This is a genomic window from Ideonella oryzae, from assembly GCF_024055665.1.
In the GTDB taxonomy this organism is placed as follows: domain Bacteria; phylum Pseudomonadota; class Gammaproteobacteria; order Burkholderiales; family Burkholderiaceae_C; genus Ideonella; species Ideonella oryzae.
Genome location: NZ_JAMXMC010000006.1, coordinates 313,250 through 336,583, shown reverse-complemented (window position 1 = coordinate 336,583; position 23,334 = coordinate 313,250). Strand labels below are relative to the sequence as shown.

Annotated in this window: 28 protein-coding genes; 17 read left to right on the top strand and 11 right to left on the bottom strand. The window is 69.1% G+C overall.

All coding sequences use genetic code 11. From position 1 onward, the window contains the following. Positions 1-34 precede the first annotated feature (34 nt). Positions 35-1,108 (bottom strand): Holliday junction branch migration DNA helicase RuvB, encoded by a 1,074-nt coding sequence (gene ruvB / locus M0L44_RS12430; protein WP_252770002.1) that lies wholly within the window; start codon positions 1,106-1,108, stop codon positions 35-37. An 80-nt stretch (positions 1,109-1,188) separates the two neighbouring features. Between ruvB and M0L44_RS12425 the strand changes: the two genes are divergently transcribed. From M0L44_RS12425 to M0L44_RS12415, 3 genes are all read left to right on the top strand, one after another. Beyond that, on the top strand, positions 1,189-1,578 hold the full coding sequence (locus M0L44_RS12425; protein WP_252770001.1) for a DUF2946 domain-containing protein: 390 nt from the start codon (positions 1,189-1,191) through the stop codon (positions 1,576-1,578). A 77-nt stretch (positions 1,579-1,655) separates the two neighbouring features. Continuing rightward, positions 1,656-2,363 carry a Crp/Fnr family transcriptional regulator gene (locus M0L44_RS12420; protein WP_252770000.1) on the top strand — a complete coding sequence of 236 codons (708 nt, stop codon included), beginning with the start codon at positions 1,656-1,658 and terminating at the stop codon, positions 2,361-2,363. 85 nt (positions 2,364-2,448) lie between these two features. Continuing rightward, entirely contained in the window at positions 2,449-2,949 is a 501-nt protein-coding gene (locus M0L44_RS12415) for a copper chaperone PCu(A)C (protein ID WP_252770054.1), read from the top strand. Between the two features lie 33 nt (positions 2,950-2,982). Here M0L44_RS12415 and ruvA read toward each other — a convergent pair whose 3' ends face one another. Next, positions 2,983-3,558 (bottom strand): Holliday junction branch migration protein RuvA, encoded by a 576-nt coding sequence (gene ruvA / locus M0L44_RS12410; RefSeq protein ID WP_252769999.1) that lies wholly within the window; start codon positions 3,556-3,558, stop codon positions 2,983-2,985. Positions 3,559-3,611: 53 nt separating this feature from the next. On the opposite strand from ruvA, the gene M0L44_RS12405 reads away from it, so the two are divergent. Beyond that, complete coding sequence (locus M0L44_RS12405) at positions 3,612-4,595, top strand: PhoH family protein (protein ID WP_252769998.1); 984 nt, start codon at positions 3,612-3,614, stop codon at positions 4,593-4,595. 27 nt (positions 4,596-4,622) lie between these two features. After that, complete coding sequence (gene ybeY / locus M0L44_RS12400) at positions 4,623-5,087, top strand: rRNA maturation RNase YbeY (RefSeq protein ID WP_022980650.1); 465 nt, start codon at positions 4,623-4,625, stop codon at positions 5,085-5,087. A 7-nt stretch (positions 5,088-5,094) separates the two neighbouring features. Here the strand turns inward: ybeY and M0L44_RS12395 are convergent, their stop codons facing one another. Then, positions 5,095-6,213 (bottom strand): magnesium transporter CorA family protein, encoded by a 1,119-nt coding sequence (locus M0L44_RS12395; RefSeq protein WP_252770053.1) that lies wholly within the window; start codon positions 6,211-6,213, stop codon positions 5,095-5,097. A 10-nt stretch (positions 6,214-6,223) separates the two neighbouring features. After that, positions 6,224-7,159 carry a porphobilinogen synthase gene (gene hemB / locus M0L44_RS12390; RefSeq protein WP_256490257.1) on the bottom strand — a complete coding sequence of 312 codons (936 nt, stop codon included), beginning with the start codon at positions 7,157-7,159 and terminating at the stop codon, positions 6,224-6,226. A gap of 342 nt (positions 7,160-7,501) precedes the next feature. Here hemB and M0L44_RS12385 point away from each other — a divergent pair, with 342 nt between their 5' ends. From M0L44_RS12385 to M0L44_RS12355, 7 genes are read left to right on the top strand one after another with little or no spacing between them, the layout of a single operon-like run. Next, on the top strand, positions 7,502-7,936 hold the full coding sequence (locus M0L44_RS12385) for a CopD family protein (protein ID WP_252769996.1): 435 nt from the start codon (positions 7,502-7,504) through the stop codon (positions 7,934-7,936). Positions 7,937-7,947: 11 nt separating this feature from the next. Further along, positions 7,948-9,123, top strand: coding sequence for a VanZ family protein (locus M0L44_RS12380; RefSeq protein WP_252769995.1), 1,176 nt, complete (start codon positions 7,948-7,950; stop codon positions 9,121-9,123). Between the two features lie 44 nt (positions 9,124-9,167). Beyond that, the gene (locus tag M0L44_RS12375; protein WP_022980656.1) at positions 9,168-9,497 is read left to right on the top strand and encodes a (2Fe-2S) ferredoxin domain-containing protein; all 330 of its coding nucleotides are present in this window, start codon (positions 9,168-9,170) and stop codon (positions 9,495-9,497) included. Positions 9,498-9,500: 3 nt separating this feature from the next. Continuing rightward, positions 9,501-10,127, top strand: a complete 627-nt coding sequence (locus M0L44_RS12370; RefSeq protein WP_252769994.1) for an alpha/beta hydrolase — start codon at positions 9,501-9,503, stop codon at positions 10,125-10,127. A 53-nt stretch (positions 10,128-10,180) separates the two neighbouring features. Next, positions 10,181-11,344, top strand: a complete 1,164-nt coding sequence (locus tag M0L44_RS12365; RefSeq protein ID WP_252769993.1) for a D-alanyl-D-alanine carboxypeptidase family protein — start codon at positions 10,181-10,183, stop codon at positions 11,342-11,344. A gap of 27 nt (positions 11,345-11,371) precedes the next feature. After that, a complete protein-coding gene (locus M0L44_RS12360) occupies positions 11,372-12,265 on the top strand; it encodes an aminotransferase class IV (protein ID WP_252769992.1) in 894 nt (297 codons plus the stop codon). A 46-nt stretch (positions 12,266-12,311) separates the two neighbouring features. After that, the gene (locus M0L44_RS12355; RefSeq protein ID WP_252769991.1) at positions 12,312-12,590 is read left to right on the top strand and encodes a DUF493 family protein; all 279 of its coding nucleotides are present in this window, start codon (positions 12,312-12,314) and stop codon (positions 12,588-12,590) included. An 18-nt stretch (positions 12,591-12,608) separates the two neighbouring features. Here the strand turns inward: M0L44_RS12355 and M0L44_RS22115 are convergent, their stop codons facing one another. Continuing rightward, the gene (locus M0L44_RS22115; RefSeq protein ID WP_290429055.1) at positions 12,609-13,298 is read right to left on the bottom strand and encodes a tetratricopeptide repeat protein; all 690 of its coding nucleotides are present in this window, start codon (positions 13,296-13,298) and stop codon (positions 12,609-12,611) included. A 79-nt stretch (positions 13,299-13,377) separates the two neighbouring features. Between M0L44_RS22115 and lipB the strand changes: the two genes are divergently transcribed. Together lipB and lipA are read left to right on the top strand one after the other, a co-directional pair. Next, on the top strand, positions 13,378-14,097 hold the full coding sequence (gene lipB, locus M0L44_RS12335) for a lipoyl(octanoyl) transferase LipB (RefSeq protein ID WP_256490242.1): 720 nt from the start codon (positions 13,378-13,380) through the stop codon (positions 14,095-14,097). 61 nt (positions 14,098-14,158) lie between these two features. Then, positions 14,159-15,142: a lipoyl synthase gene (gene lipA, locus M0L44_RS12330; protein ID WP_252769990.1), complete on the top strand. Its 984-nt coding sequence runs from the start codon at positions 14,159-14,161 to the stop codon at positions 15,140-15,142. A gap of 60 nt (positions 15,143-15,202) precedes the next feature. Here the strand turns inward: lipA and M0L44_RS12325 are convergent, their stop codons facing one another. The 5 genes from M0L44_RS12325 to M0L44_RS12305 form a co-directional block, all read right to left on the bottom strand. After that, complete coding sequence (locus tag M0L44_RS12325; RefSeq protein ID WP_252769989.1) at positions 15,203-16,222, bottom strand: TonB-dependent receptor; 1,020 nt, start codon at positions 16,220-16,222, stop codon at positions 15,203-15,205. Between the two features lie 136 nt (positions 16,223-16,358). Further along, on the bottom strand, positions 16,359-16,736 hold the full coding sequence (locus tag M0L44_RS12320; RefSeq protein ID WP_252769988.1) for a DUF2946 family protein: 378 nt from the start codon (positions 16,734-16,736) through the stop codon (positions 16,359-16,361). A gap of 64 nt (positions 16,737-16,800) precedes the next feature. Next, positions 16,801-17,538, bottom strand: a complete 738-nt coding sequence (locus M0L44_RS12315; protein WP_252769987.1) for a ZIP family metal transporter — start codon at positions 17,536-17,538, stop codon at positions 16,801-16,803. A gap of 87 nt (positions 17,539-17,625) precedes the next feature. After that, positions 17,626-18,135, bottom strand: a complete 510-nt coding sequence (locus tag M0L44_RS12310) for a TlpA disulfide reductase family protein (RefSeq protein ID WP_252769986.1) — start codon at positions 18,133-18,135, stop codon at positions 17,626-17,628. Between the two features lie 56 nt (positions 18,136-18,191). Next, complete coding sequence (locus M0L44_RS12305) at positions 18,192-19,280, bottom strand: ATP-binding protein (RefSeq protein WP_252769985.1); 1,089 nt, start codon at positions 19,278-19,280, stop codon at positions 18,192-18,194. Between the two features lie 245 nt (positions 19,281-19,525). On the opposite strand from M0L44_RS12305, the gene M0L44_RS12300 reads away from it, so the two are divergent. Both M0L44_RS12300 and M0L44_RS12295 read left to right on the top strand, forming a co-directional pair. After that, positions 19,526-19,975, top strand: coding sequence for a PTS sugar transporter subunit IIA (locus M0L44_RS12300; RefSeq protein ID WP_252769984.1), 450 nt, complete (start codon positions 19,526-19,528; stop codon positions 19,973-19,975). Next, complete coding sequence (locus M0L44_RS12295) at positions 19,944-20,213, top strand: HPr family phosphocarrier protein (RefSeq protein WP_252769983.1); 270 nt, start codon at positions 19,944-19,946, stop codon at positions 20,211-20,213. Before M0L44_RS12300 ends, M0L44_RS12295 begins: the two co-directional genes overlap by 32 nt. 39 nt (positions 20,214-20,252) lie before the next feature. Here the strand turns inward: M0L44_RS12295 and M0L44_RS12290 are convergent, their stop codons facing one another. Continuing rightward, positions 20,253-21,107: a GNAT family N-acetyltransferase gene (locus M0L44_RS12290; RefSeq protein WP_252769982.1), complete on the bottom strand. Its 855-nt coding sequence runs from the start codon at positions 21,105-21,107 to the stop codon at positions 20,253-20,255. A gap of 133 nt (positions 21,108-21,240) precedes the next feature. Between M0L44_RS12290 and ptsP the strand changes: the two genes are divergently transcribed. Next, complete coding sequence (gene ptsP / locus M0L44_RS12285; protein ID WP_252769981.1) at positions 21,241-23,040, top strand: phosphoenolpyruvate--protein phosphotransferase; 1,800 nt, start codon at positions 21,241-21,243, stop codon at positions 23,038-23,040. Positions 23,041-23,334 lie beyond the last annotated feature (294 nt).

Here is a 23,334-nt window from a genome sequence, read left to right as displayed (position 1 = left end):
CGGAAATTGCCCCGGCGTGACGTTTTGCCTTATGTCAAGACTGGAAGAGCTCGCCGTCGCGCCCGGGCGGGGTGAGCCCCAGGTGGCGCCAGGCCAGCAGCGTGGCCACCCGGCCGCGCGGGGTGCGCTGCAGAAAGCCCTGCTGAATCAGGTAGGGCTCGATCACGTCCTCGATGGTGTCAGGCTCTTCGCCGATGGCGGCGGCCACGTTGTCCAGGCCCACCGGGCCGCCGTCGAAGCGGTGCACCACCGCCTCCAGCAGCTTGCGGTCCATCAGGTCGAAGCCCACCGGGTCCACGTCCAGCATCTTCAGCGCGCTGTCGGCCATGGCCCGGGTGATGCGGCCATTGCCTTTCACGTCGGCGTAGTCGCGCACCCGGCGCAGCAGGCGGTTGGCGATGCGGGGCGTGCCGCGGCTGCGGCGGGCCACCTCCATGGCGCCCTCCGGGTCGATCGGCGCGTTGAGCAGGCCGGCCGAGCGGGTGACGATGCGGGCCAACTCCTCGGCGGTGTAGAACTCCAGCCGCGCGACGATGCCAAAGCGGTCGCGCAGCGGGTTGGTCAGCATGCCGGCGCGGGTGGTGGCACCCACCAGGGTGAAGGGCTGCAGGTCCAGTTTGATCGAGCGGGCCGCCGGGCCCTCGCCGATCATGATGTCGATCTGGTAGTCCTCCAGCGCCGGGTAAAGGATTTCCTCGACCACCGGGGAGAGCCGGTGGATCTCATCGATGAAGAGCACGTCGTTCTTCTCGAGGTTGGTCAGGATGGCGGCCAGGTCCTTGGGCTTCTCCAGCACCGGGCCGCTGGTCTGGCGCAGGTTCACGCCCAATTCGCCGGCGATGATGTGCGAGAGCGTGGTCTTGCCCAGCCCCGGCGGGCCGAACAGCAGCACATGGTCCAGGGCCTCGCTGCGCTTCTTGGCTGCGCCGATGAAGATCTCCAGCTGTTCGCGGGCCTTGGCCTGGCCGACGTACTCCTCCATGGCCTTGGGCCGCAGCGCCCGCTCCAGGGCTTCCTCCTGCGGGGTGGCGGTGTCGGCCGTCACGACCCGGGCGCTGCGCGCGGGCGGAGGCGGGTGGGCACCGAAGTCGTCGGTCTGGATGGACATACAGTCATTATCGCTGTCGTCCCCGGGACTGACCAAGCGCAATGTGCCCCGGGGGACCGCATGACTAGAATCAAGCCACGATGCTGAGCCTGCTGCGCCATCGCTGCCTTCGCCTGTCCTGGGTCGCCTTCCTGGCGATCTTCGGGCTGGTGTTCGCGCCGACGATCTCGCATGCCGTGGCCCTGGCCACCACCGGTGGCGCCTGGACGGACATCTGCTCGGCCCAGGCCGACGGCGCTCGGGGCGACACCCCGGTCCCCGCCGGCACCCGCCTGCCGGGCGTGGCAGACCACTTCCAGCATTGCCCCTTGTGCGGACTGGGGGCCGCGCCGCTCTTGCCGCCAGGCCCGGCCACCCTCGCCCTGCCGCAGGGCCTGCGGGAAGGCCCGCCCGGGCTGGCCTGGCAGGCACCGCAACCCCTGTTCGTCTGGGCCTCGGCCCAGCCCCGCGCGCCACCGGCTTTCCTCTGACCCGGTCCGGGCATGGCCCGGCCCCTGCGGCGCGCCGCTTCCCGGCGCGTCCCTCATCCGTCAGATGAAAGCTCACCATGGAATCCATCCTGATCACCGCCGCGGGGGCCTCGTCGCCCTGCGCTTCCCCTGACCTGCCTGTGGCGCTGAGCCTGCCCGCCGGCGATACCCTGGCTTCGCCTGACGACGGCTGGCGCCTGTGGCGCCTGACCGAAGGGGCACTGCGCCTGGACCGTTTGGACCGCCTGGATGCGACCGGCGCGACGGGAGGCACCTTCATCCAGTTGCTGCTGCCGGGCGATCTGGTGGGGTTGGAGCACCTGACCGGCGCGGTGGCCTGCTACCGGGCGCGCGCGCTGGTGGCCAGCCGATTGCAGCCGGTGCCCCAGCCGGCCACGCTGGGTGGGTGGCCGACGCTGGCCGAAGCGCTGCGCCAGCAGCAGTGCCGGGGCGAGGATCTGGTGCGGCTGCGCAGCGGCACGGCACAGGAGCGCTTCAAGCACCTCTTGCTGCTGCTGGTGCCCGAGGCCTCGCGCCTGGAGGGCGATGTGTCGGTGTGGCCATTGCCCACGCTCAAGGACATGGCCGCCATCATCGACACCGCGCCCGAGACCGTCTCGCGCATCCTGGGTCACCTGCGCCGCCAGCACCTGCTCGACGACCGCCAGCGCCAGGTCGCCAGCTTCAGCCCCACGCGGCTGCGCGAGGTCGAATGGCCGACCGGCATGACCCGCACCGATCGCAACCCCCGGCAGCGCCGCGCGGCCGATGCCTGGGCGGCCTGAGCCCTTTCCCTTTTTTCACCCCGAGGACCTGACCATGACCCCTGTTCGCACTTCCCCTCGCGCCACCGTTCGCACCTCCCGCTGGATGAGGGCCGCCACCCTGGCCGCCCTGAACCTGGGCTTCGCCACCCTGGCCCTGGCCCAGACCACCGTCGCCGAACCCTGGGTGCGCGGCACCGTGGCCACGCAGAAGAGCACCGGTGCCTTCATGCGCATCACCTCCGCCCAGGGCGGCAGCCTGGTGGGCGTGAGCTCGCCGGTGGCCGGCGTGGTGCAGGTGCACGAGATGAAGATGGACGGCGGCGTGATGAAGATGGGCGCGGTCGACGCGCTGGCGCTGCCGGCCGGCCAGGCCGTCGAACTGAAGCCGGGTGGCTACCACGTGATGCTGATGGACCTGAAGCAGCCGCTGCAGGCCGGCGACACCGTGCCGCTGACCCTGACCGTCAAGAACAAGGACGGCAAGACCGAGACGGTGGAGGTGAAGGCCCCGGTGCGGGCGCTGGGCGCGCCGGCGGGGATGCCGATGGGCGGTGCCTCGGGCGCCATGCCCATGCACGACCACATGCACATGCAGGGGCAGTGAGCGGAGCGGGGTGGCCGGGTCGCGGCCGCCCGCTCAGCCCAAGGCCTTGAGCGCGAGCCGGATGCCCTCGGACACGCCGACGTCGGCCGGCAGCTTCTTGAGCGCCAGGCCGGCGTCCTTCTCGCTGTAGCCCAGCGCCACCAGGGCCTGGACGATGTCGGCCTGGGCGTCGCTGGCGACGCTGGCGCCCGCGGGGGCGCCCAGGTCCGGGCCCAGCTTGCCCTTCAACTCCAGCAGCAGGCGCTCGGCCGTCTTCTTGCCGATGCCGGGCACCTTCTGCAGCCGCACGCCTTCCTGGCGCGAGACGGCGCCGGCCAGGTCGGTCACCGACATGCCCGAGAGCACCGACAGCGCGGTGCGCGGCCCGATGCCGCTGATCTTCACCAGCTCGCGGAAGGTCTGGCGCTCCTCGGTGCTGAGGAAGCCGTAGAGCAGCTGGGCATCCTCGCGCACGACGAAATGGGTGAGCAGCGTGACCTTCTCGCCCAGCCCGGGCAGGTTGAAAAACGTGCTCATCGGGACGTCGACCTCGTAGCCCACGCCGCCGACGTCGATGAGTACCTGGGGCGGGGCCTTTTCCGCCACGATGCCAGTGAGGCGTCCGATCATGGCGTGGGATTATCGTTTGCCGGACAATCCCGGCCCGACTCCTGATTGCGCCCATGCTGCTGCGACACACCTTTTCCCCGCTGGACAACACCCGCCTGTCGCACCTGTGCGGCCCGCTGGACGAGCATCTGCGCCTGCTGGAGGCGGTGCTGCCGGTGACCATCACCCGACGCCAGGGTGCCTTCCGCATCGAGGGCAGCAAGCGCGACGGCGAAAAGGTCCTGGGCCTGCTGACCTCGCTCTACGAGCGGGCCAAGAAGCCCATCAGCGCCGAGACCTTCCAGCTGGCGCTGGACGACGTGCGCCGGGGCGATCTGCCGGCCCATGCGCCCTCGGCGGCGGAAGGCGACATCGTGCTGCACACCCGGCGCGCCGACCTGACCGGCCGCACGCCCAACCAGCTCCAGTACCTGCAGCACATCCTGGCGCACGACATCAGCTTCGGCATCGGCCCGGCCGGCACCGGCAAGACCTTTCTGGCGGTGGCCTGCGCGGTGGATGCGCTGGAGCGCAGCGCGGTGCAGCGCATCATCCTGACCCGACCGGCGGTGGAAGCCGGCGAGCGCCTGGGCTTTCTGCCGGGCGACCTGACGCAGAAGGTGGACCCTTACCTGCGTCCGCTCTACGACGCGCTGTACGACCTGATGGGCTTCGACCGTGTGAGCAAGGCCTTCGAGCGCGGCACGCTGGAGATCGCCCCGCTGGCTTTTATGCGCGGGCGCACGCTCAACCACGCCTTCGTCATCCTGGACGAGGCGCAGAACACCACGCCCGAGCAGATGAAGATGTTCCTCACCCGCATCGGCTTCGGCGCCAAGGCGGTGATCACCGGCGACATCAGCCAGATCGACCTGCCGCGCGGCATGCCCAGCGGCCTGGTAGATGCGGCCCAGGTGCTCAGGAACGTCAAGGGCATCGCGATGACCCGCTTCACCGCGGCCGACGTGGTGCGCCACCCGCTGGTGGCCCGCATCGTCGAAGCCTACGACGCGCAACAGGCCCAGCGCGAACTGCTGGACAAGGCCGAGCGCCGCTGATCTCCCTTCTTCCGACCTGAGCCTGCCATGTCCGCTGCCCTGCCCACGCTGAGCCTGTCCCTGCAGTTCGCCGATGCGCGCCACCGCGACCAGCTGCCGCGCCACACCGTCATCCGCTGCATCCGCCATGCGCTGGCGGCACCGGCCGAGATGACCGTGCGCATCGTCGATGCCGAGGAGGGCCAGGCCCTGAACCGCGAGTACCGCGGCAAGGACTACGCCACCAATGTGCTGACCTTCGATTACGCGCAGGAACCGGTGGTGATGGCCGACCTGGTGCTGTGCGCGCCGGTGGTGGCGAAAGAGGCGCGCGAGCTGCGCATTCCGGTGGCCGAGCACTACGCCCATCTGCTGGTGCACGGCACCCTGCACGCCCAGGGCTGGGACCACGAGACCAGCGAGGAAGACGCCGAGGCCATGGAGGCCTACGAGACCGAGATCATGCTGGGCCTGGGCCTGAAGGACCCGTACCGCAAGCGCCGCGGCGCCTGAGGACGTTTCAGTCTGGCGACTGGCGCGTGCCCAGGTAGCGCTTGCGCCAGAACAGGCCGCCCAGCCCCAGGCCGGTGGCGGCCATCACGCCCACCGCGATCCAGAAGCCGTCCTGCTTGTGGATCAGCGGCAGCCACTCGAAGTTCATGCCGAAGATGCCGGTGATCAGGTTCAGCGGCAGGAAGATGGCCGTCAGCACGGTCAGCGTGCGCATGATGTCGTTGGTGCGCTGACCCACGGCCGAGAAGTGCATCTGCACCGCGGCCTCGGAGGCCTGCTCCAGCCGCCGCACATGGGTCAGCACCCGCTCGATGTGCTCCAGCACGTCCTTGGAGCGCACCCGCAGCAGTTCGCGCTCGCGCTGCCCCGCCGCGTTCTCGGCCGCGGGCCATTCGTCCAGCGCGTCGATCCATTCCTGGATAGCGCTGCGCTGGTCCTCGCTGGTGTCTTCCAGCCGGTGCAGGGCCTCGCGCGACTGCAGGATGATGTGCCAGCCCGCGAATCGGCTGCGCGGGCGCAGCAGCTCGGCCTGCAGGGCGGCGAAGTGCCGGGTCAGCACCCGGCGCAGCTCCAGGTAGCTGTCCACCATGTGGTTGACCATGCGCAGCATCTGCTCGGCCGGGCTGGTGGGCAGGCGGCCGCTGCCGCGCAGGTCCGTCTCGCGCGATTGCTGCGACAGGCGCTGGGCGAAGTATTCGCGCACCAGGCAGTCCTCCGGGTGCACCGTCACCAGCACCCGGTCGAACACCGCGAAGCCCACCGGGCTGGTGTCGATGGCCGAGGCCGGCAGCGGGCCCGCCGGCGGTGGCTTGTCTTCCTCGGGCTGGGCCGGGCGGCTGCCGTTCTGGCCGTTGCCGCCGCCCGCCGCCAGGCGGCGGAACACCAGCAGGTCGTACCAGGAGGTGTCCTCGTAGTGCGAGGGCAGCTGGGGGTTGAGCAGATCGCTCAGGTGCAGGTCCACCAGGCCGGCGCCGGCCCAGCGCTGCAGCTGGCGCTGCAGCATCGGGATGGCGTCCTCGAAGGCCCGGCGGCTGAAGCTCAGCCACAGGTAGCCGGACGGCGGCAGCGCCTCAGGCGGCTCGGACAGGGCGTCCGAGCGCTCGGGCGTGATGTGGAAGACCCGCATCGGCGGCAGGTCAGCCGTGCTGGTGCAGGAGGCGGGCGGCATCCAGGGCGAAGTAGGTGAGCACGCCATCGGCCCCGGCGCGCTTGAAGGCGATCAGCGATTCCATCATCACCTTGTCGTGATCCAGCCAGCCGTTCTGGGCGGCGGCCTTGATCATCGCGTACTCGCCGCTGACCTGGTAGGCGAAGGTGGGCAGGCGGAACTCCTGCTTCACGCGCCAGAGCACGTCCAGGTAGGGCAGGCCGGGCTTGACCATCACCATGTCGGCACCTTCGGCGATGTCCAGCGCCACCTCGCGCAGGGCCTCGTCGCCGTTGGCCGGGTCCATCTGGTAGTTGAACTTGTCGGACTTGCCCAGGTTGCCGGCGCTGCCCAGCGCATCGCGGAAGGGGCCATAGAAGGCCGAGGCGTACTTGGCCGAGTAAGCCATGATGCGGGTGTGGATGTGGCCGGCGGCCTCCAGCGCGTTGCGGATGGCACCGACCCGGCCGTCCATCATGTCCGAGGGCGAGACGATGTCCACGCCGGCCTCGGCATGCGAGAGCGACTGCTTGACCAGGATCTCGCTGGTGATGTCGTTCTGCACGTAACCGTGCTCGTCAATGATGCCGTCCTGGCCATGCACGGTGTACGGGTCCAGCGCCACGTCGGTCATCACGCCCAGCTCGGGCAGGCGGGCCTTGAGCGCGCGCACCGCCCGCTGGGCCAGGCCGTCGGGGTTGAAGGCTTCGGCGGCATCCAGGCTCTTGGCGGCCGGGTGGATGACCGGGAAGATGTCCAGCGCCGGCACGCCCAGTTCCAGGGCCTGCTCGCCCACCTTCAGCAGCTCGTCGATGGACAGGCGCTCCACGCCCGGCATGGAGGGAATGGGCGCGCGACCGGGGACGTCGTGCACGAAGACCGGCAGGATGAAGTCGGCCGGGCTCAGGCGGTGCTCGCGCACCATGGCGCGGCTGAAGGCGTCGCGACGCAGGCGGCGGGGGCGGTTGGCGGGAAACAGAGGGAGGTTCACGGTGATCCTTCGGCGCGCGGGGCACGCGCGGCGCGCGCATTCGTGATGTTTTGCTGACAGCGTTGTATGGTACAGACCCCGACAGGGTGTTACGATCTGTAGTGAGTCGGGCCTCCGGGCCGGGCTCCCTGCTTTTCCTCCCTGAGCAGGTGCCTTCACGTGATGACAGCGTCAAGGCTTTTCAGCCCCGGTCTCCGACCGGGGCTCTTTCTTTGTGGGCTCGGGTTTCAGGTTTTGGTTTCGGTCCCGTCACGGGGCGCGGCTCATAATCCCCGCATGAGCAACCTCTACCTCTGGGTCAAGGCCTTCCACATCATTTTCGTGGCGAGCTGGTTTGCCGGCCTGTTCTACCTGCCGCGCATCCTGGTCAACCTGGCCATGGTGCCGCAGGAGAGCCATGCCGAGCGTGAGCGTCTGCTGCTGATGGGCCACAAGCTCTACCGCTTTGCCACCTTGCTGGCTGTGCCGGCCGTGCTGCTGGGCCTGTGGCTGTGGCTGGGTTTCGGCATCGGCAAGGGCCAGGGCTGGATCCACGCCAAGCTGTTGCTGGTGCTGGGTGTGATCGGCTACCACGTGCATTGCCGCAAGTTCCTGCGCCAGTTCGAGCAGTTTGCCAACCGGCATGACCACCGCTGGTTCCGCTGGTTCAACGAGACCTCGGTGCTGCTGTTCGCCGCCATCGTCATCTTGGTGGTGGTCAAGCCCTTCTGAGGGCCCGGGCCGTGGCGCGACCTGAAGCGGCGCGGGAGACCCTGCCGCAGCGCGGCAGCGGCCAGTTGAGCACCGCGATTCCGTTGGCCCTGCTGTTCGCCGGGCTGATCGTCTACGCCAGCCTCTTCCCCTTCAGCGACTGGAGCTGGCCCAGCCACCTGGGTTGGCTCGAGATCGTTCGGCTGCCCATGCCGCCCTGGCGGGACCGTTTCGACATGGTGGCCAACCTCCTGGGCTATGCACCGCTGGGCATGCTGGTCTACCTGGCCGGGGTGCGCAGTCACCTGCGCTGGCCCCTGGCCTGGATCCTGGCGGCCGGCAGCGCCTCGGCCCTGTCCTACACGATGGAGGTGACCCAGCAGTTCCTGCCCGGGCGCTTTCCGTCGCTGCTGGACTGGTTGCTGAACACGGCCGGGGCGGTGGCGGGTGCGTCCCTGGGCGGTGCCCTGCAGGCCTTGCGCCTGATCGACCGCTGGCAGGCCACGCGGGAGCGCTGGTTCTGGCGCCGCAGCCGGGGGGCCCTGGTGCTGCTGCCCTTGTGGCCGGTGGGCCTGCTGTTTCCGCTGCCGTTGCCGCTGGGGCTGGGCCCGAGTTGGTCGCGCATGCAGGATCAGCTGGTGGACTGGCTGCTCGATGTCTCCTGGGCCCAGGGCCTGCTGGAGTGGGTGAGCGACATCCCGGTGCCGGAGGATCGTCTGCCCGAACCGGTGGAGGCGCTGGGCATGGCCCTGGGCCTGCTGGTGCCCTGCCTGCTGGCCTATTCCATCACCCGGCCGGGCTGGCGCCGCGTCGTCGCCGGCCTGTGCCTGGCGGGCCTCGGTCTGGCCACCACCACCTTGTCGGCCGCACTCAACTTCGGGCCAGTGCATGCCCTGTCCTGGGTGACGCCCGGCGTCGTGCCGGCCCTGCAGCTGGGCGGGGCGTTGGCGGTGCTGGCGCTGCCGGTGTCACAGCGCCTGGCCGCCGCCCTGGGCATGGTGGCGCTGGCCCTGCAGCTGGTGATCGTGGTGCAGGCACCGTCCGACCCCTATTTCGCCATGAGCCTGCAGGCCTGGGAGCAGGGCCGCTTCATCCGCTTTCACGGCCTGGCCAAGTGGGTGGGCTGGCTCTGGCCGCTGGCCACGCTGGCCTGGCTGGGCCTGCGCGTGGCGTCCTCCGAGCGCATGCCGCCCCTGGCCCGGCGCTGACCCTTGCTCACCGTCCGGCCAGACCGGCTGCCTACAATCACGCCATGAGCAGCTACTACCAGCGCCACATCTTCTTCTGTCTCAACCAGCGTCCCAACGGCGAGGACTGCTGTGCCCTGCATGGCGCCCAGGCCGGCTTCGACCGCTGCAAGCAGCAGGTCAAGGCCGCCGGCCTGGCCGGCCCGGGCGGGGTGCGGGTCAACAAGGCCGGCTGCCTGGACCGCTGTGCCGGTGGCCCCGTGGCCGTGGTCTATCCCGAGGCCGTCTGGTACACCTTCGTGGACGAGGCCGACATCGACGAGATCGTCCAGTCGCACCTGCGCGACGGCCAGCCGGTCGAGCGCCTGATGCTGCCGCCCACGGTGGGGCGCTGAAGGATGGCGGGCCTCAATCCGCAGTCGCAGCTCCTGTCCGTGGCCGGACCCGCCGGCCCGCTGGAGGTGGCGGTCGATGCGCCGCAGGACACCGCCCCGCGCGGCGTCGTGGTGGTCTGCCACCCCCACCCCCTGCACGGCGGCACCATGGACAACAAGGTGGTCCAGACCCTGGCGCGGGCCTTCCTGCAGCTGGGCTACCGGGTGGTGCGCTTCAACTTCCGCGGCGTGGGGGCTTCGGCCGGCCAGTACGACGAGGGCCGCGGTGAGGTCGACGACGCGCTGGCCGTGGTCGCGGCCGTGCGCGACCCGGCCCTGCCGCTGGCCTTGGCGGGTTTTTCCTTCGGCGCCTACGTGGCCGCTGCGGCGGCGGCCCGGCTGCCGGCCGACCAGGCCGCCGAGCGCCTGGCCCTGGTCGGGCCGGCCACGTCCCGTTTCCCTGTGCCGCCGGTGCCGGCCGACACCCTCGTCATCCACGGCGAGGCCGACGACGTGGTGCCACTGCAGGCCACGCTGGACTGGGCGCGGCCCCAGGTCCTGCCGGTGGTCGTCGTGCCCGGTGTGGGGCACTTTTTCCACGGACAGCTGTCTGTCCTGAAGTCCCTGGTGACCGGGGCCTGGCACCGCTGAGTGCACAGGGCCCGGCTGGCGGGCGCTTTTCCTTCTCTGTGACCGGAAATTCCATGATCTCTCTTCGCTCCCCCTTGTTCGGTGCCGTGCTGGCGCTGGGCGCCGTGCTGCCGGCCGCTGCGCAGCTGCCGCAACCGCCGGAAATCGCCGCCCACGGCTACCTGCTGCTGGACATGACGACCAACCAGGTGCTGGCCGAGCGCGACGCCGACACCCGCTTCGAGCCGGCCTCGCTGACCAAGCTGATGACCGCCTACGAGGTGTTCCAGGCCCTGCGCGACAAAAAGGTGTCGCTGGACCAGCACCTGTCGGTGTCGCAGCGGGCCTGGGCCGAGCGCAAGGGCGGCGGCTCGCTGATGTTCATCGACACCACCATGCAGCCCTCGGTGGACGATCTGCTCAAGGGCATGATCGTGGTGTCGGGCAACGACGCCGCGGTGGCCCTGGCCGAAGGCACGGCCGGCAGCCTGGACGGCTTCGTCGGCGTGATGAACCGCCAGGCCCAGGCCTGGGGCCTGAAGAACACCGCTTTCAAGAACGTGACCGGGCTGACCGAGGCGGGGCACTACTCCAGCGCCCGCGACATTTCGGTGATCGCCTCGCACATCATCCGCGACTTCCCCGAGCGCTATCCGTATTACTCCATGAAGGAGTACACCTACAACAAGATCCGCCAGGACAACCGCAACCTGCTGCTGCGCCGCGATCCTTCGGTGGACGGCATGAAGACCGGCTACACCGATGGCGCCGGCTACTGCCTGGTGGCCTCGGCCCAGCGCGATTTCCCCAACGGCAAGCGCCGTCTGCTGTCGGTGGTGCTGGGGGCTGACTCCAAGGATGGCCGGGCCACCGAGAGCCAGAAGCTGCTGAACTGGGGCTTCACCCAGTTCGACGCGGTCCGCCTCTTTGACGCCAGCAAGCCGGTGGCCACGGTCAAGGTGTGGAAGGGCGCCAAGCCTGAGGTGGCTCTGGTCGGCCCGCAGGGTGCGGTCTATGTGTCGGTGCCCAAGGGCGAGGGCGACAAGCTCAAGACCAGCATCGAGCGCACCGACCCGCTGGTGGCCCCGCTGACCAAGGGCCAGCGCGTGGGCACGCTCAAGGTGACCGACGCGGCCGGCGCCACCGTGGTCACCGTGCCCCTGGTGGTGGCCGAGGATGTGCCGCTGGCCGGACTCTTTGGCCGCGCCTGGGATGCCATCCGCCTCTGGATCAAGTAATCTGTGGCCCTCTGAGGAGGGCCCATCATGAGTGCACCGCTGCCGGATTTCGTCTGCGATCTCGACGGTGAACTGCTGCCCCTGTCCCAGGCCCGCGTGTCGGTTCTGGACCGGGGCTTTTTGCTGGGCGACGGCGTCTACGAGGCCCTGCCGGTCTATGGCCGGCGCCTGTTCCGCTTTGCCGATCACATGGCCCGGCTGGCCCGCAACCTGGACCGGCTGCGCCTCCCGGCCCCGCACGACGTGGCGGGCTGGGAGGCCCGGGTGCGGCGCCTGGTGGCGGCCCAGCCCTTCGACGACCAGCTGATCTACCTGCAGGTCACCCGCGGCGTGGCCCTGCGCGAGCACGCCATGCTGCCCGACCTGACGCCCACCGTCTTTCTGATGAGTACCCCGCTCAAGCCGGTGCCGGCCGAGTGGCGCCACCATGGCGCGGCCTGCGTCACCGCGCCAGACCTGCGCTGGTCGCATGGCGACATCAAGAGCATCTCGCTGCTGGGCAATGTGATGGCCCGCCAGGTGTCCGTGGACGCCGGTGCGGCCGAGACCCTGCTGCTGCGCGAGGGCGAACCTGGCGGCCCCTGGCTGACCGAGGGCGCCAGCAGCAATGTGTGGATCGTGCAGGAGGGGGCGCTGCTGGGGCCGCCAATGGGGCCGCATGTGCTGCCCGGCATCCGGGTGGGCCTGCTGCGCGAGCTGTGCGAGGAGGCAGGCATCGCTTTCAACCTGCGGCCGATCTGCGAGGCCGACCTGCGGGCGGCTGACGAGGTGCTGCTCAGCTCCACCGGCAAGGAGGTGCTGGCCGTGACCCGGCTGGACGGCGAACCGGTGGGCCACGGCGCGCTGCGTGGCAAGCCCGGCCCGGTCTATGGCCGGCTGTACGAGGCCTACCAGCGGGCCAAGGCGGAACAGGCGGCCTGACGGGCCTCTTGATATTCCACGCGGCACCCCCAACTCAGCCCGCATGATGAACCGCCCCATTCCGCCCGAAGAGTCGCTGATCGAGTACCCGAGTGCCTTTCCCATCAAGGTGATGGGTGCGCATGTCGAGGGTTTCGAGGCCGCCATCGTGGCGGTGGCGCTGCAGTTCGACCCCGAGTTCGACCCGGACAGCGTCGAGCGCCGGCCCAGTGCTGCCGGCAACTACCTGGGTCTGACCATCACGGTCACCGCCACCAGCCGCGACCAGCTCGATGAGCTCTACCGCGCCCTGACTTCGCACCCGATGGTGAAAGTGGTGTTCTGACGCCCCGTGCCCAGCCCGTCAGGGGCTGGGCGGTTCCGCATCGGTCAGCTCCTTGACCTTGTAGGGCGCCGCGTCGTCGCCTGCATCGGCGGCCGCCGCGTACCAGTAGAGCGCCAGCCGGCGGTTGGCGTCCACCCCTTCACCTTTCTCGTACATCGAGGCCAGGATGTACATCGCCCCCAGGTCGCCGGCCAGCGCGGCCTGGCGGTACCACTGGGCGGCCTGGGCCAGGTCCTGTGGCGTGCCCCGGCCCAGGAAGCAGGCCGTGCCCATCTCCAGCTGCGCCTGCGGGCTGCCGGCCTCGGCCGCGCGGCGGTACCAGGCCACCGCCTGCGGCAGGTCCTTCCAGCCCAGGCGGCCACTTTCATACAACTCCCCCAGCGCCTGCTGCGAGGTGACGAAGCCTGCATCGGCCGCCTGCAGCAGCCAGTGCAGGGCGGTGGCCACGCTGGCCTGCGGCACCTCGCCGCGCAGGTGCATGGCGGCCAGGTCGTGCTGGGCCACCGGCTGGCCCTGGCGGGCCAGGACTTCGAAGGACCGGGCGGCCTCGGCCCAGCGGCCCTGGGCGTAGGCGTCCAGCGCCTGCTGCAGCGCGGGGTCGGCCTGGGGCGGCGCCTCGGCCAGATCCTGCGCCGGTGCGGCGCCGCACAGCGCCAGGCACAACAGCGGCACGGCCCAGGGCCATCGCAGGGCGGGGCGGAGGAACATGACCTCTCCTGAAGCAAGCTCAAGCCCGACGATAAGCCTGCCACGGCAAGCCCTCTGCCGCTCGGGGACAATCGGGGGCATGAACCACCGCACCGTGCCCGTGGCCTCCGCGCTGTCCGGCGGGGCCTTTGTGCGCGCCTGGGGCCTGGTGCCCTATGACGAGACCTTCGCTGCGATGCAGGCCTTCACGGCCGCGCGCGGGCCCGACACCCCCGACGAGTTCTGGTGGGTGGCGCATCCGCCCGTCTTCACCCAGGGCGTGGCCGGCAAGGCCGAGCATGTGCTGGGCGCGGGCGACATCCCGGTGGTGCAGAGCAACCGCGGCGGGCAGGTGACTTACCACGGCCCGGGTCAGGTGGTGGTCTACCCGCTGGTGGACCTGCGGCGCCTGGGCATCTACGTCAAGGAATACGTCTTCCGCCTGGAAGCCGCCGTGATCCAGACGCTGGAGCGCTTCGGTGTGATCGGCTTCCGGGTGGAAAGCGCCCCGGGCATCTACGTGAACCTGGCCGACCCGCTGAACGCCGGTTTGCCCGCCGGGCCGCGCCAGGACCCGTTCGCCGGCCTGGGCAAGATCTCCGCGCTGGGCATCAAGGTGAGCAACCACTGCACGTACCACGGCGTGTCGCTCAACGTGGCGATGGACCTCGAGCCCTTCCACCGCATCAACCCCTGCGGCTATGCCGGGCTGGCCACGGTGGACCTCGCTACACTGGGCGTCCACGTCACGCCCGAGGCCGTGGCGGCCGTGCTGATCGAGCGTCTGGCCGCCCACCTGAGCCCGCCCGCGACCGCCTAGCGGCACCTTTCTTCTTCCCGATCCTCACGCAACGCCGCCACCGCGGCAAGGCACTGACGACATGGCCACCGAGAACACCACGCACGAACACAAGACCGGCGCCGCCTACGACGCCTCGGCCAAGCAGAAGGCCGAGGCCAAGACCGCCCGCATCCCGATCAAGATCGTGCCGGCCGAGACGCTGAAGAAGCCCGACTGGATCCGCGTGAAGGCCGGCAGCCCCACGACCCGCTTTTACGAGATCAAGCAGATCCTGCGCGAGCACAAGCTGCACACCGTCTGCGAGGAAGCCTCCTGCCCCAACATCGGCGAGTGCTTCGGCCACGGCACGGCCACCTTCATGATCATGGGTGACAAGTGCACCCGCCGCTGCCCCTTCTGCGACGTGGGCCACGGCCGCCCGGACCCGCTGGACACCGAGGAGCCCGGCAACCTGGCCAAGACCATTGCCGCGCTCAAGCTCAAGTACGTGGTCATCACCAGCGTGGACCGCGACGACCTGCGCGACGGTGGCGCGGGCCACTACGTCGAATGCATCCGCCAGGTGCGTGAGCAGTCGCCCCAGACCCAGATCGAGGTGCTGGTGCCCGACTTTCGTGGCCGCCTGGACAAGGCGCTGGACATCCTCAAGGCCAGCCCGCCGGACGTGATGAACCACAACCTGGAGACGGTGCCGCGCCTGTACAAGGAAGCCCGACCCGGCGCCGACTACCAGTTCAGCCTGACCCTGCTGCAGCGCTTCAAGCAGGAAGTGCCGGGCGTGCCGACCAAGAGCGGGCTGATGGTGGGGCTGGGCGAGACCGACGAGGAAATCCTCGACGTCATGCGCGACATGCGGGCCCACGGCATCGACATGCTGACCATCGGCCAGTACCTGGCCCCCTCGGGCCACCACCTGCCGGTGCGCCGCTACGTGCACCCGGACACCTTCAAGATGTTCGAGACCGAGGCCTACAAGATGGGCTTCACCCACGCGGCGGTGGGCGCGATGGTCCGTTCGTCGTACCACGCGGACCAGCAGGCTGCCCAGGCCGGCGTGATCTGAATGGCCTGAGCGCGTGGGAAGGCGGCGCGACGGCGAAGCCGCCGCCACGCCGCGTTGGCCTCAGAACGCGAAGCGCGCGCCCAGCGAGGCGGTGGCCTTGGGCGCCAGCTGCACACCGTTGACCCGCTGGTAGACCGGCAGCTGGACGAAGCCGTAGAGGCTGGCGTCGGTGCGGAAGTGCCAGCTCAGGCCCGGGCTCAGGTAGGCCAGGGTGCCGCCGGTGCTCACCGGCTCGGCCGCCTCGCCACTGTCGCGGTTGCTTCGGCGCAGATTGAGCTGCAGCTGCGGCGTCCAGGCGCCCCAGCCGTCGTAGTGCACGCCGAGGTTCAGGTTCACGCCGCTGCCGGGACGGTATTGCTCGCGTTCACCCAGCGCAGCCTGGAAGCTGGCCTGGGCGAAGTAACCCCAGTCCGGCGCAGCCTCGCCCAGGTAGAAGGCCCCCAGCAGCAGATCGGTGGTGCCGGTGCCGGGCTGCAGGCCACGGTCGATGTCGGCGGGGCCGGGTTCGGTCGGGTCGGTGGAGTTGCCCGTCTTGTGGAAGCGCCCGGTGGGCAGTTTCAGGCCCAGCGTCAGGCCCAGATTGTGTTCGGGCAGCAGCCCCTGGTAGCGGGCCACCAGGCGGGCATCACCCAGGCTGGACGTGGTGGAGGTGTACTGTTCGCCGCCCGGCCCCGGGGTGACCCCGTCGGAGGCGGTGCCCAGCGTGCTGTGGTGGCGGTGGATGTAGGGCAGTTGCAGGTTCAGGCCCCAGATCCCGTCGGGGCTGTAGTCCAGACCGAGCGTGGCGTACTGGTTGTCGGTGTAGCGCTCGACTTCCATCGGTTCGCCGTCGTGCTGCATCGCTGCGGCATTGGGCCCGGAGATCGTGCCGGTGCCGCTGCGCAGCTGGTTTTGGTTGAGCACGTCGTAGCGCAGGTCGGCGTGCCAGCCGCTGCCGGTGGACAGGCCCAGGGTGTCGATGTCGCTGCTGAGTGTGCAGCCGCAGGCGGCGCAGGCGAGGGCCTGCGGGCTGAGGCCCAGGTTCAGCAGGACGAAGGTGCTCAGGGCCAGCGCGGTGCGTGCCAGGGTGGGGGTGTGCATGTCGGTTCTCGATGCGGTGTGCGCGGCCTCGCCTGTCGCGGACAGGCGGCTGCGCGAACTGGGGCGTACCGCCACCGGAGGAGCGGTGGCGGCGGTCAGAGGCGGGGAAAGACGGGGCGACCCGGAGGGCGCCCGCTCAGGCCACGGGCGGTGGCGCGCGGGCCTGCGCGGCGGGCCAGACGGGCTCGCGGTGCCAGGTTCGCGGCGGGGCCGCCAGGCGGTGGGCCGGGCCAGACGGCGGGGCCAGGGCCAGCAGGCCGGCCGATGGCGGCGATGCCAGTGGCGGCAGCAGCACGCAGGCCAGGCAGTGGTGGTCCTCGTCGGGCAGGTGGCCGGGGACCGGCGTGTCCGAAGGCCCGGCATGGCTGGCCGAACAGATGGTTGCCAGGGCCGCGTCCACATCGGCCCCGGCCTGCGCCAGAGCATGGGTCACCAGCGGGGCCAGCAGGCCCAGCAGGAAGCCCAGGCTGGCAAGCCAGGTGCTCAGGCGCTGGTGGCGGGACGGACGTGGCATGGCGATGGCGGCAGGCGCCGCGATTCTTCCATGGCTGGCCCGGGCCGGCCAGCGTGCGCTGGCCTCAGCCCGTCGCGCGGACGACCGCGTACATCAGGGCGGCGCCCAGGGCGGTCAGGCTGATCAGGCGCAGCGAGGCGCCCGGCCCGGCCTGGGAGTGGGCCTGGGGCAGGATGTCGGCCACGCCGATGTAGAGCAGCACGCCGGCAAAGCCGCCCAGGTAGAGCACCAGCAGGTCCGGCGGCAAGGTGAAGACCAGCGTGGTGGCCGCGCCCAGCACCGGCGCCAGAGCATCCAGGACCAGCATCACCACGGAATGCGAGGTCTTGTTCCGGTGCAGCAGCATCAGGCCCACGGTATTGAGACCATCGCAGAAATCGTGCGCGATCACCGCCAGCGCCACGGTGATGCCCGCGGCGTCGGATACCTGGAAGGCCAGGCCGATGCCGGCGCCATCCAGGAAGCTGTGGCTGATCAGCGCCAGAGCGGAGACCACGCCGACATGGGGATGGGCGTGATGGGCGTATTCCTCTTCGTGCGCGGTGTGCACCAGCACGAATTTCTCCAGGGCATGGAACAGCAGGAAGCCGGCCACGAGGGCGACCATGGGTTTCAGGCCGTTCTCGCCACGCGAGCTGGAGAGTTCAAAGACCTCGGGCAGCAGGTCGAAGGCGACCACCCCGAGCATCACGCCGGCAGTGAAGCCCAGCAGGTGGTGCAGCCGGTCCCGGAACTTCAGGGCCAGCAGGCCGCCCAGCGCTGTCGAGACAAAGGTGAGGAACGACAGGGCAAGCGCGGTCATGGGCAGGGGGCGGGCAATCGGCCATTGTCGCCGAGTGCGAACCGCCATGCCGGCCGGCAGGTCGGCGGCAAAAGGGGCGTTGGGTGTTCAGGCTTCGGCCAGAAGTTGGCCGATCAGCTGGTGCAAGGCGGTGAAATCGGGCTCGCCGACGTATTTCTTGACGATGTTGCCGCGCTTGTCCAGCAGGAAGCTGGTGGGCGTGAGTCTGACCTCGCCGAAGCCTTTGGCGGCTTCGCCGCTCTTGTCCAGTGCCACGAGGAAGGGCAGGTCACGGGTTTTGGCGAAGCCGGCCACATAGTCGGGCTGGTCGTAGCTCATCGCCACGGCCAGGGTCTCATAACCCTGACCTTGGAACTTCTGGTGGGTGCTGACGATCTGCGGCATCTCGTGCACGCAGGTCGTGCAACTGGTGGCCCAGAAGTTCACCAGCACGACTTTGCCGCGCAGGGCCGACAGGGCCTGCTGGCGACCATCGAGCAGCGACACCTTCACATCGGGGGCGGCTTCACGGCTGGAGCAGCCCGCCAGAAGCAAGGGGGCAGCGGCGGTGGAGGCCAGGAGGCCGGCGACAAGGCGGAGGTGCTGACGGCGACGCATACGCTATCCGAGACGATCCAGCGGACGATGCCGCAGTGTAGCCCCGCCGATGCCCCTCAGAGATGGCGGGTGTATTCCGATTCCAGCAGGGCGGTGAGCCGTTCGGACAATGCGTCGCGACCGACGCGGGCGGGGCGCCCCTGGCCAGGCTCGGCAGGTTGCGCGTACAGACCTTCGGCGGCGATCTCGACCCAGACCAGTTGGGGGGCTCGTGCGCTCAGGCGGTGGCGCAGCCGCTCGACCCGCTCTTCACCCAGGATGGCCTCGAACAGGATGCCGTGGGGCATGCTGTCCCGACAGAAGTCCTCGGCTTCCTGAAGGTTGCCCACAAAGTCCACCAGCATGCCGCTGGCACGCAGGGCCTCGCGCACCTCTGCGCGCACATCGCGCTGACCCGCAATCACCAGCCAGTGGCTACCGGCCAGGGGGCGCGAGGCCTGGGAGAGGGCGAAGGCGGACGACAGGTGTTCCGCGTCGTCGTCGCCCACGCCGAAGGCCGTGTCCGGGCTCAGGGTCTGGGGAAAGCCGATCACCACCTGGGTGACGTCTGGCCGCTCCACCCGCTCCAGCCGCAAGTGTTGCGTGCGGGCCATCTGTTCGATCAGGCACCAGGCCAGCAGTTGGTCGCTGGCCTGGGGTTCGTCCCAGGGCTGGGGGTGGCTGGCCGTGAGTTGCAGGCGCGCCTGGGGCGGCCAGTCGCGCATCTCCAGCCGGATGTCCAGCCGATCCTGGGACTGTGCGAGCGCCCAGTCTGTCAGTTGCTGGACGAAACCATGGAGCAGGCTCGGGTCCAGCAGCACGGTGGCTGGGTGCATGGCGCGGTGCAGTTCTACACCCCGCAAGGCGGCCCTGGCCTTTTGCTGGGCCAGCACTTCACGCAAGACGTTGGTGAGCGACACCTCTTCCGGCACCTGATGCACTTCGCCAGCCGCCATGCGGGCCAGTTGCTGGCCCAGCATCCCGATCTGTCGCACCCGCGCCAACCGGGTCTGCAGCTTCTGCAGCTCGGGGGCTGGCGGCAGGCTTGGGCCGAGCTGCTCCAGCTGAGTCTGGACTGCGGAGAGGTGCATGGCCACATCTCCACCCATCTGGCTGATGATCTGCAGCCAGTAGCGTTCGGCGGCGGCGGGGGCCTGGGGTGTCATGGGGACTCTCCGGGTGGGCAAAGGGGGACCGTTGGTGTGGCTTTGATTGTGACAAAGTGCAACTTTCGGCGCAGCGGAGTTTTTGTGGGGTCGCGCGGGGCGACGCCAAGACGAACTTTGTGCCACAGCGCGATGCTGCGCGCTACGCTTCTTGGGGGGACATGCCGGATGCCGGATCGCGATAATGCCGGGCCGATGACGGCCAATCGCTCGTCAATCCCCTTGTTGATGGTCCGGAAACGCACATGCCAGGTTTGCTGATCGTTGCGCACACGCCTTTGGCTTCTGCCCTGCGGGCAGTGGCCGGCCATGTCTTTCCGGAGCGTCTGGACCGGGTGAGCGCGCTGGACGTGGCACCGGACGAGCCCGTCGAGCAGGTGGAGGTGCGGGTCCGCGAGAGCCTGGCCGGCATGTCCGGGCACCCGGTGCTGGTGCTGACCGATGTCTTTGGTGCCACCCCCAGCAATGTGGTTCAGAGGCTGACCGACGGGGTGGAGGTGCGGTTGGTGACAGGCGTCAACGTGCCGATGCTGTGGCGCCTGCTGAGTCACCTGGACGAGTCCTTGGAGTCGTTGGTGGGCCGGGCCGTGGCGGGGGGCAGCCAGGGGGTGATGCAGATCGCTTCGCAGCGACCACAGAACCAGGCCTTAAACTTGCTGACCCATGATCAAAGCCACGCTCACCATCAGCAATAAGCTGGGCCTGCATGCCCGGGCCTCGGCCAAGCTCACCAAGCTGGCCACCAGTTTCAAGTCCGAGGTGTTCATGAGCCGCGGCGAGCGTCGGGTCAATGCCAAGAGCATCATGGGCGTGATGATGCTGGCGGCCGGGCTGGGCTCCCAGGTCGAGCTGGAGGTCGACGGTCCCGATGAGCAGGCTGCTTTCGAGTCGCTCAAGGCGCTCATCGACGACAAGTTCGGCGAAGGGCAGTGAGCGCTGCGCGACCGCGAGAGGTCGCGCGCGCTCAACGCTTCACAATCCGCCCAGGAAGTGGCGGCGGTAGCGGCTGGGCAGATCGCCCAGGCGCATCAGCATCGGCAGATCGGCCGTGTTGAAGTCCGGATCCCAGGCCGGGGCGCCCAGCACCTTTGCGCCGACGCGCAGGTAACCCTTGATCAGGGCGGGCGGTTCCACTGGCAAAGCCTGGTTGAGCTCATCCACAGGCAGCGGGTGCCTGGGACGAACCTGATGCTCCACCGGGGCCAGATGGCTTTGGCTCAGGCGTTGCCAGATGCTGGCAGCAGCATGCCCGCCATCGCGCATGCTGATGCTGGCACAGCCCACCATGGCGTCCAGGCCGTTCTGGTCCATGAACGAGGCCAGGGCCCCCCACAGTGCCAGGATGACGCCACCAGAGCGATGGTCCGGGTCCACACAGGAGCGACCCAGTTCCGCCAGGCGCTCCCGCAGGGGGCGCAGCCGCGTCAGGTCGAATTCGGTGTCGCTGTAGTACCCCCCGGCGCGCCGCGCGGCCCCCGGCGTGAGCACCCGGTAGGTGCCGATGACTTGGGCGGGGCGGTCGTCCTGGGGAAGGCTGCGCACGATCAGGTGCTCGCAGAAGTCGTCGAAGAGATCCACGTCCAGGCCCTCCGGTGTGCCCGGCGGCGGACGCAGGCTGGCCCCCATTTCCTGGGCGAACACCCGGTACCGCAGGGCCTGGGCCTCCCGGACCTCGTCCTGGTGCCGGGCCCACAGCACCTCGAAAGCACCATCGCCTGCCATCGGGGCGGCCATGTTGACCGGTGCCCTGCGCACAGGCACCTGACGCGGGGCGCGGAAGTCCAGCATCCCGATCAGCGGCAGGGTGGGGGTGGGCAGTTCTTTCATGGGCGGGGTATCCTGATCCATGGGAGAGATGCTCTCCAGGGCCGGTGACCGCGGCATGACACGGGATTGACGCTTTGGTGACGAGGTGTTCCGGGCACCAGGGTGATTGAGGCAGGCTGCTACATTGCTGGGCATGAGCATCCAGGTCTTCGGTTTGCCTGTGTCCCGGGGCGTGGCGATCGGCCGGGCGGTCCTGCTGGCCTCCAGCCGCTTCGATGTGACGCACCACTTTGTTGATCCCGCGGACGTGGGGCATGAGGTGGCGCGCCTGCGCCAGGCACGCGATGAGGTGTCGGCCGAATTGATGGCCCTGAAGCGGGAGGTGCCTGAGGAAGCGCACGCCGAGCTGGTGGCCTTGCTGGATGTGCATCTGATGATGCTGCATGACCCGATGCTGACGGACGCCATCGTCAACTGGATCATCCAGCGCCACTACAACGCCGAATGGGCCGTGGCGTCCCAGTTGGAGGTGCTGTCCAGGCAGTTCGACGACATGGGCGATGAGTATTTGCGCGAGCGCAAGGCGGATGTCGAGCAGGTGGCTGAGCGGCTGATCAAGGTGCTGGTCCGTCACCGCAAGGGATTGATGGCGCCGGATGCCCCAGTGGCGGCGCCTCCGCGCGATCAGGCGGGCGAGGAGCCCCTGGTGCTGGTGGCCAATGACATCGCACCGGCGGACATGCTTCAGTTCAAGCACAGCCTCTTCACCGGGTTCGTCACCGATGTGGGCGGGCGGACCTCCCACACTGCCATCGTGGCGCGCAGCATGGACATCCCTGCGGTGGTCGGTGCGCGCGAGGCGAGTCGACTGGTGCGGCAGGACGATTGGGTGGTGATCGACGGCGACGCGGGGATCCTGATCGTCAATCCACCGCCCATGGTGTTGGAGGAGTACCGCTTTCGCCAGCAGCAGTCTGAGTTGGAGCGGGCTCGGCTCAAGCGGCTTCGCAACACGCCGTCGGTCACTTTGGATGGGCAGGCCGTTGAGTTGCTGGCCAACATTGAACTGCCCAGTGACGCGCCGGCGGTGCTGGAAGCCGGCGCCGTGGGGGTGGGGCTGTTCCGCAGCGAGTTTCTGTTCATGAACCGCGGCGGCCACCTGCCTGATGAGCAGGAACAGTACGAGGCCTACCGTGCTGTGGTGACGGCGCTGAATGGGTTGCCGGTGACGATTCGCACGGTCGATGTCGGGGCTGACAAGCCGCTGGACCGGCTCTCGGTTCAGGAACTGAGGCACGAGCACAGTCTGAATCCCGCCTTGGGGCTGCGGGCCATCCGCTGGAGCTTGTCCGAGCCGGACATGTTCCTGCAGCAGTTGCGGGCCATTCTGCGGGCGGCCGCCCATGGCCGGGTGCGCATCCTCGTTCCCATGGTGGCCCATTTGCAGGAGGCGCGGCAGGTGCTGGCGTTGATCGAGCGCGCTCGCGCCAGCCTGGTGGAGGATGGACTGGCCTATGGGGCTGTGGAACTGGGCGTGATGATCGAGATTCCAGCCGCCGTGCTGATCCTGCCCAGTCTGTTGCGCCATTTCGACTTCATCTCCATTGGCACGAATGACCTGATCCAGTACGCGCTCGCCATCGATCGGGCCGATGAGGCGGTGTCGCATCTCTATGACCCCTGGCATCCCGCGGTGCTGAGGCTGATCGCCCAGGCCATTGAGCAGGCCAACATCATGGGGCGCGGGGTGAGCGTCTGCGGCGAGATGGCGGGGGATTCCGCCTTCACCGAGCTCCTCCTGGCCATGGGCCTGCGCAGCTTTTCGATGCACCCGGCCCAGATCGGGTCGATCAAGCAGCGGATCCTGCGCGCTGATGCCCGCGCATTGGGCGCCGCCCTTCCTGCTGTGCTGGAGGCGGACAACCCACAGGAGGTGGGCGGGGCACTGCTGCGGTCCGGCGGAAGCCGTCCGATTCGAGCAGGGCTTGCGTAGATCGCAAAACGTTTGCTACACTGCAAGGCTTCGCTGATCACAGCCGCTTGCGGTTGCAGCGGGGTGAGTCAAGCGAAGCGCGAAGCGAAATCTTCAAAAAGCGCTTGACAAGCAAAAGAGAGCGAATCAAAATTCACCCTCTTCGCTGATGACAAGTCAGCGCGATCGCAAGATCGAACCGGTTGCAAGACCGAGCTCTTTAACAAGTAACAGCCGATAAGCGTGGGCGTTTGAAGGCGAGTGCCAAGAGTCTTAGGACTCGAGGTCTACGGACTTTAAATGCTCATGGAAGTG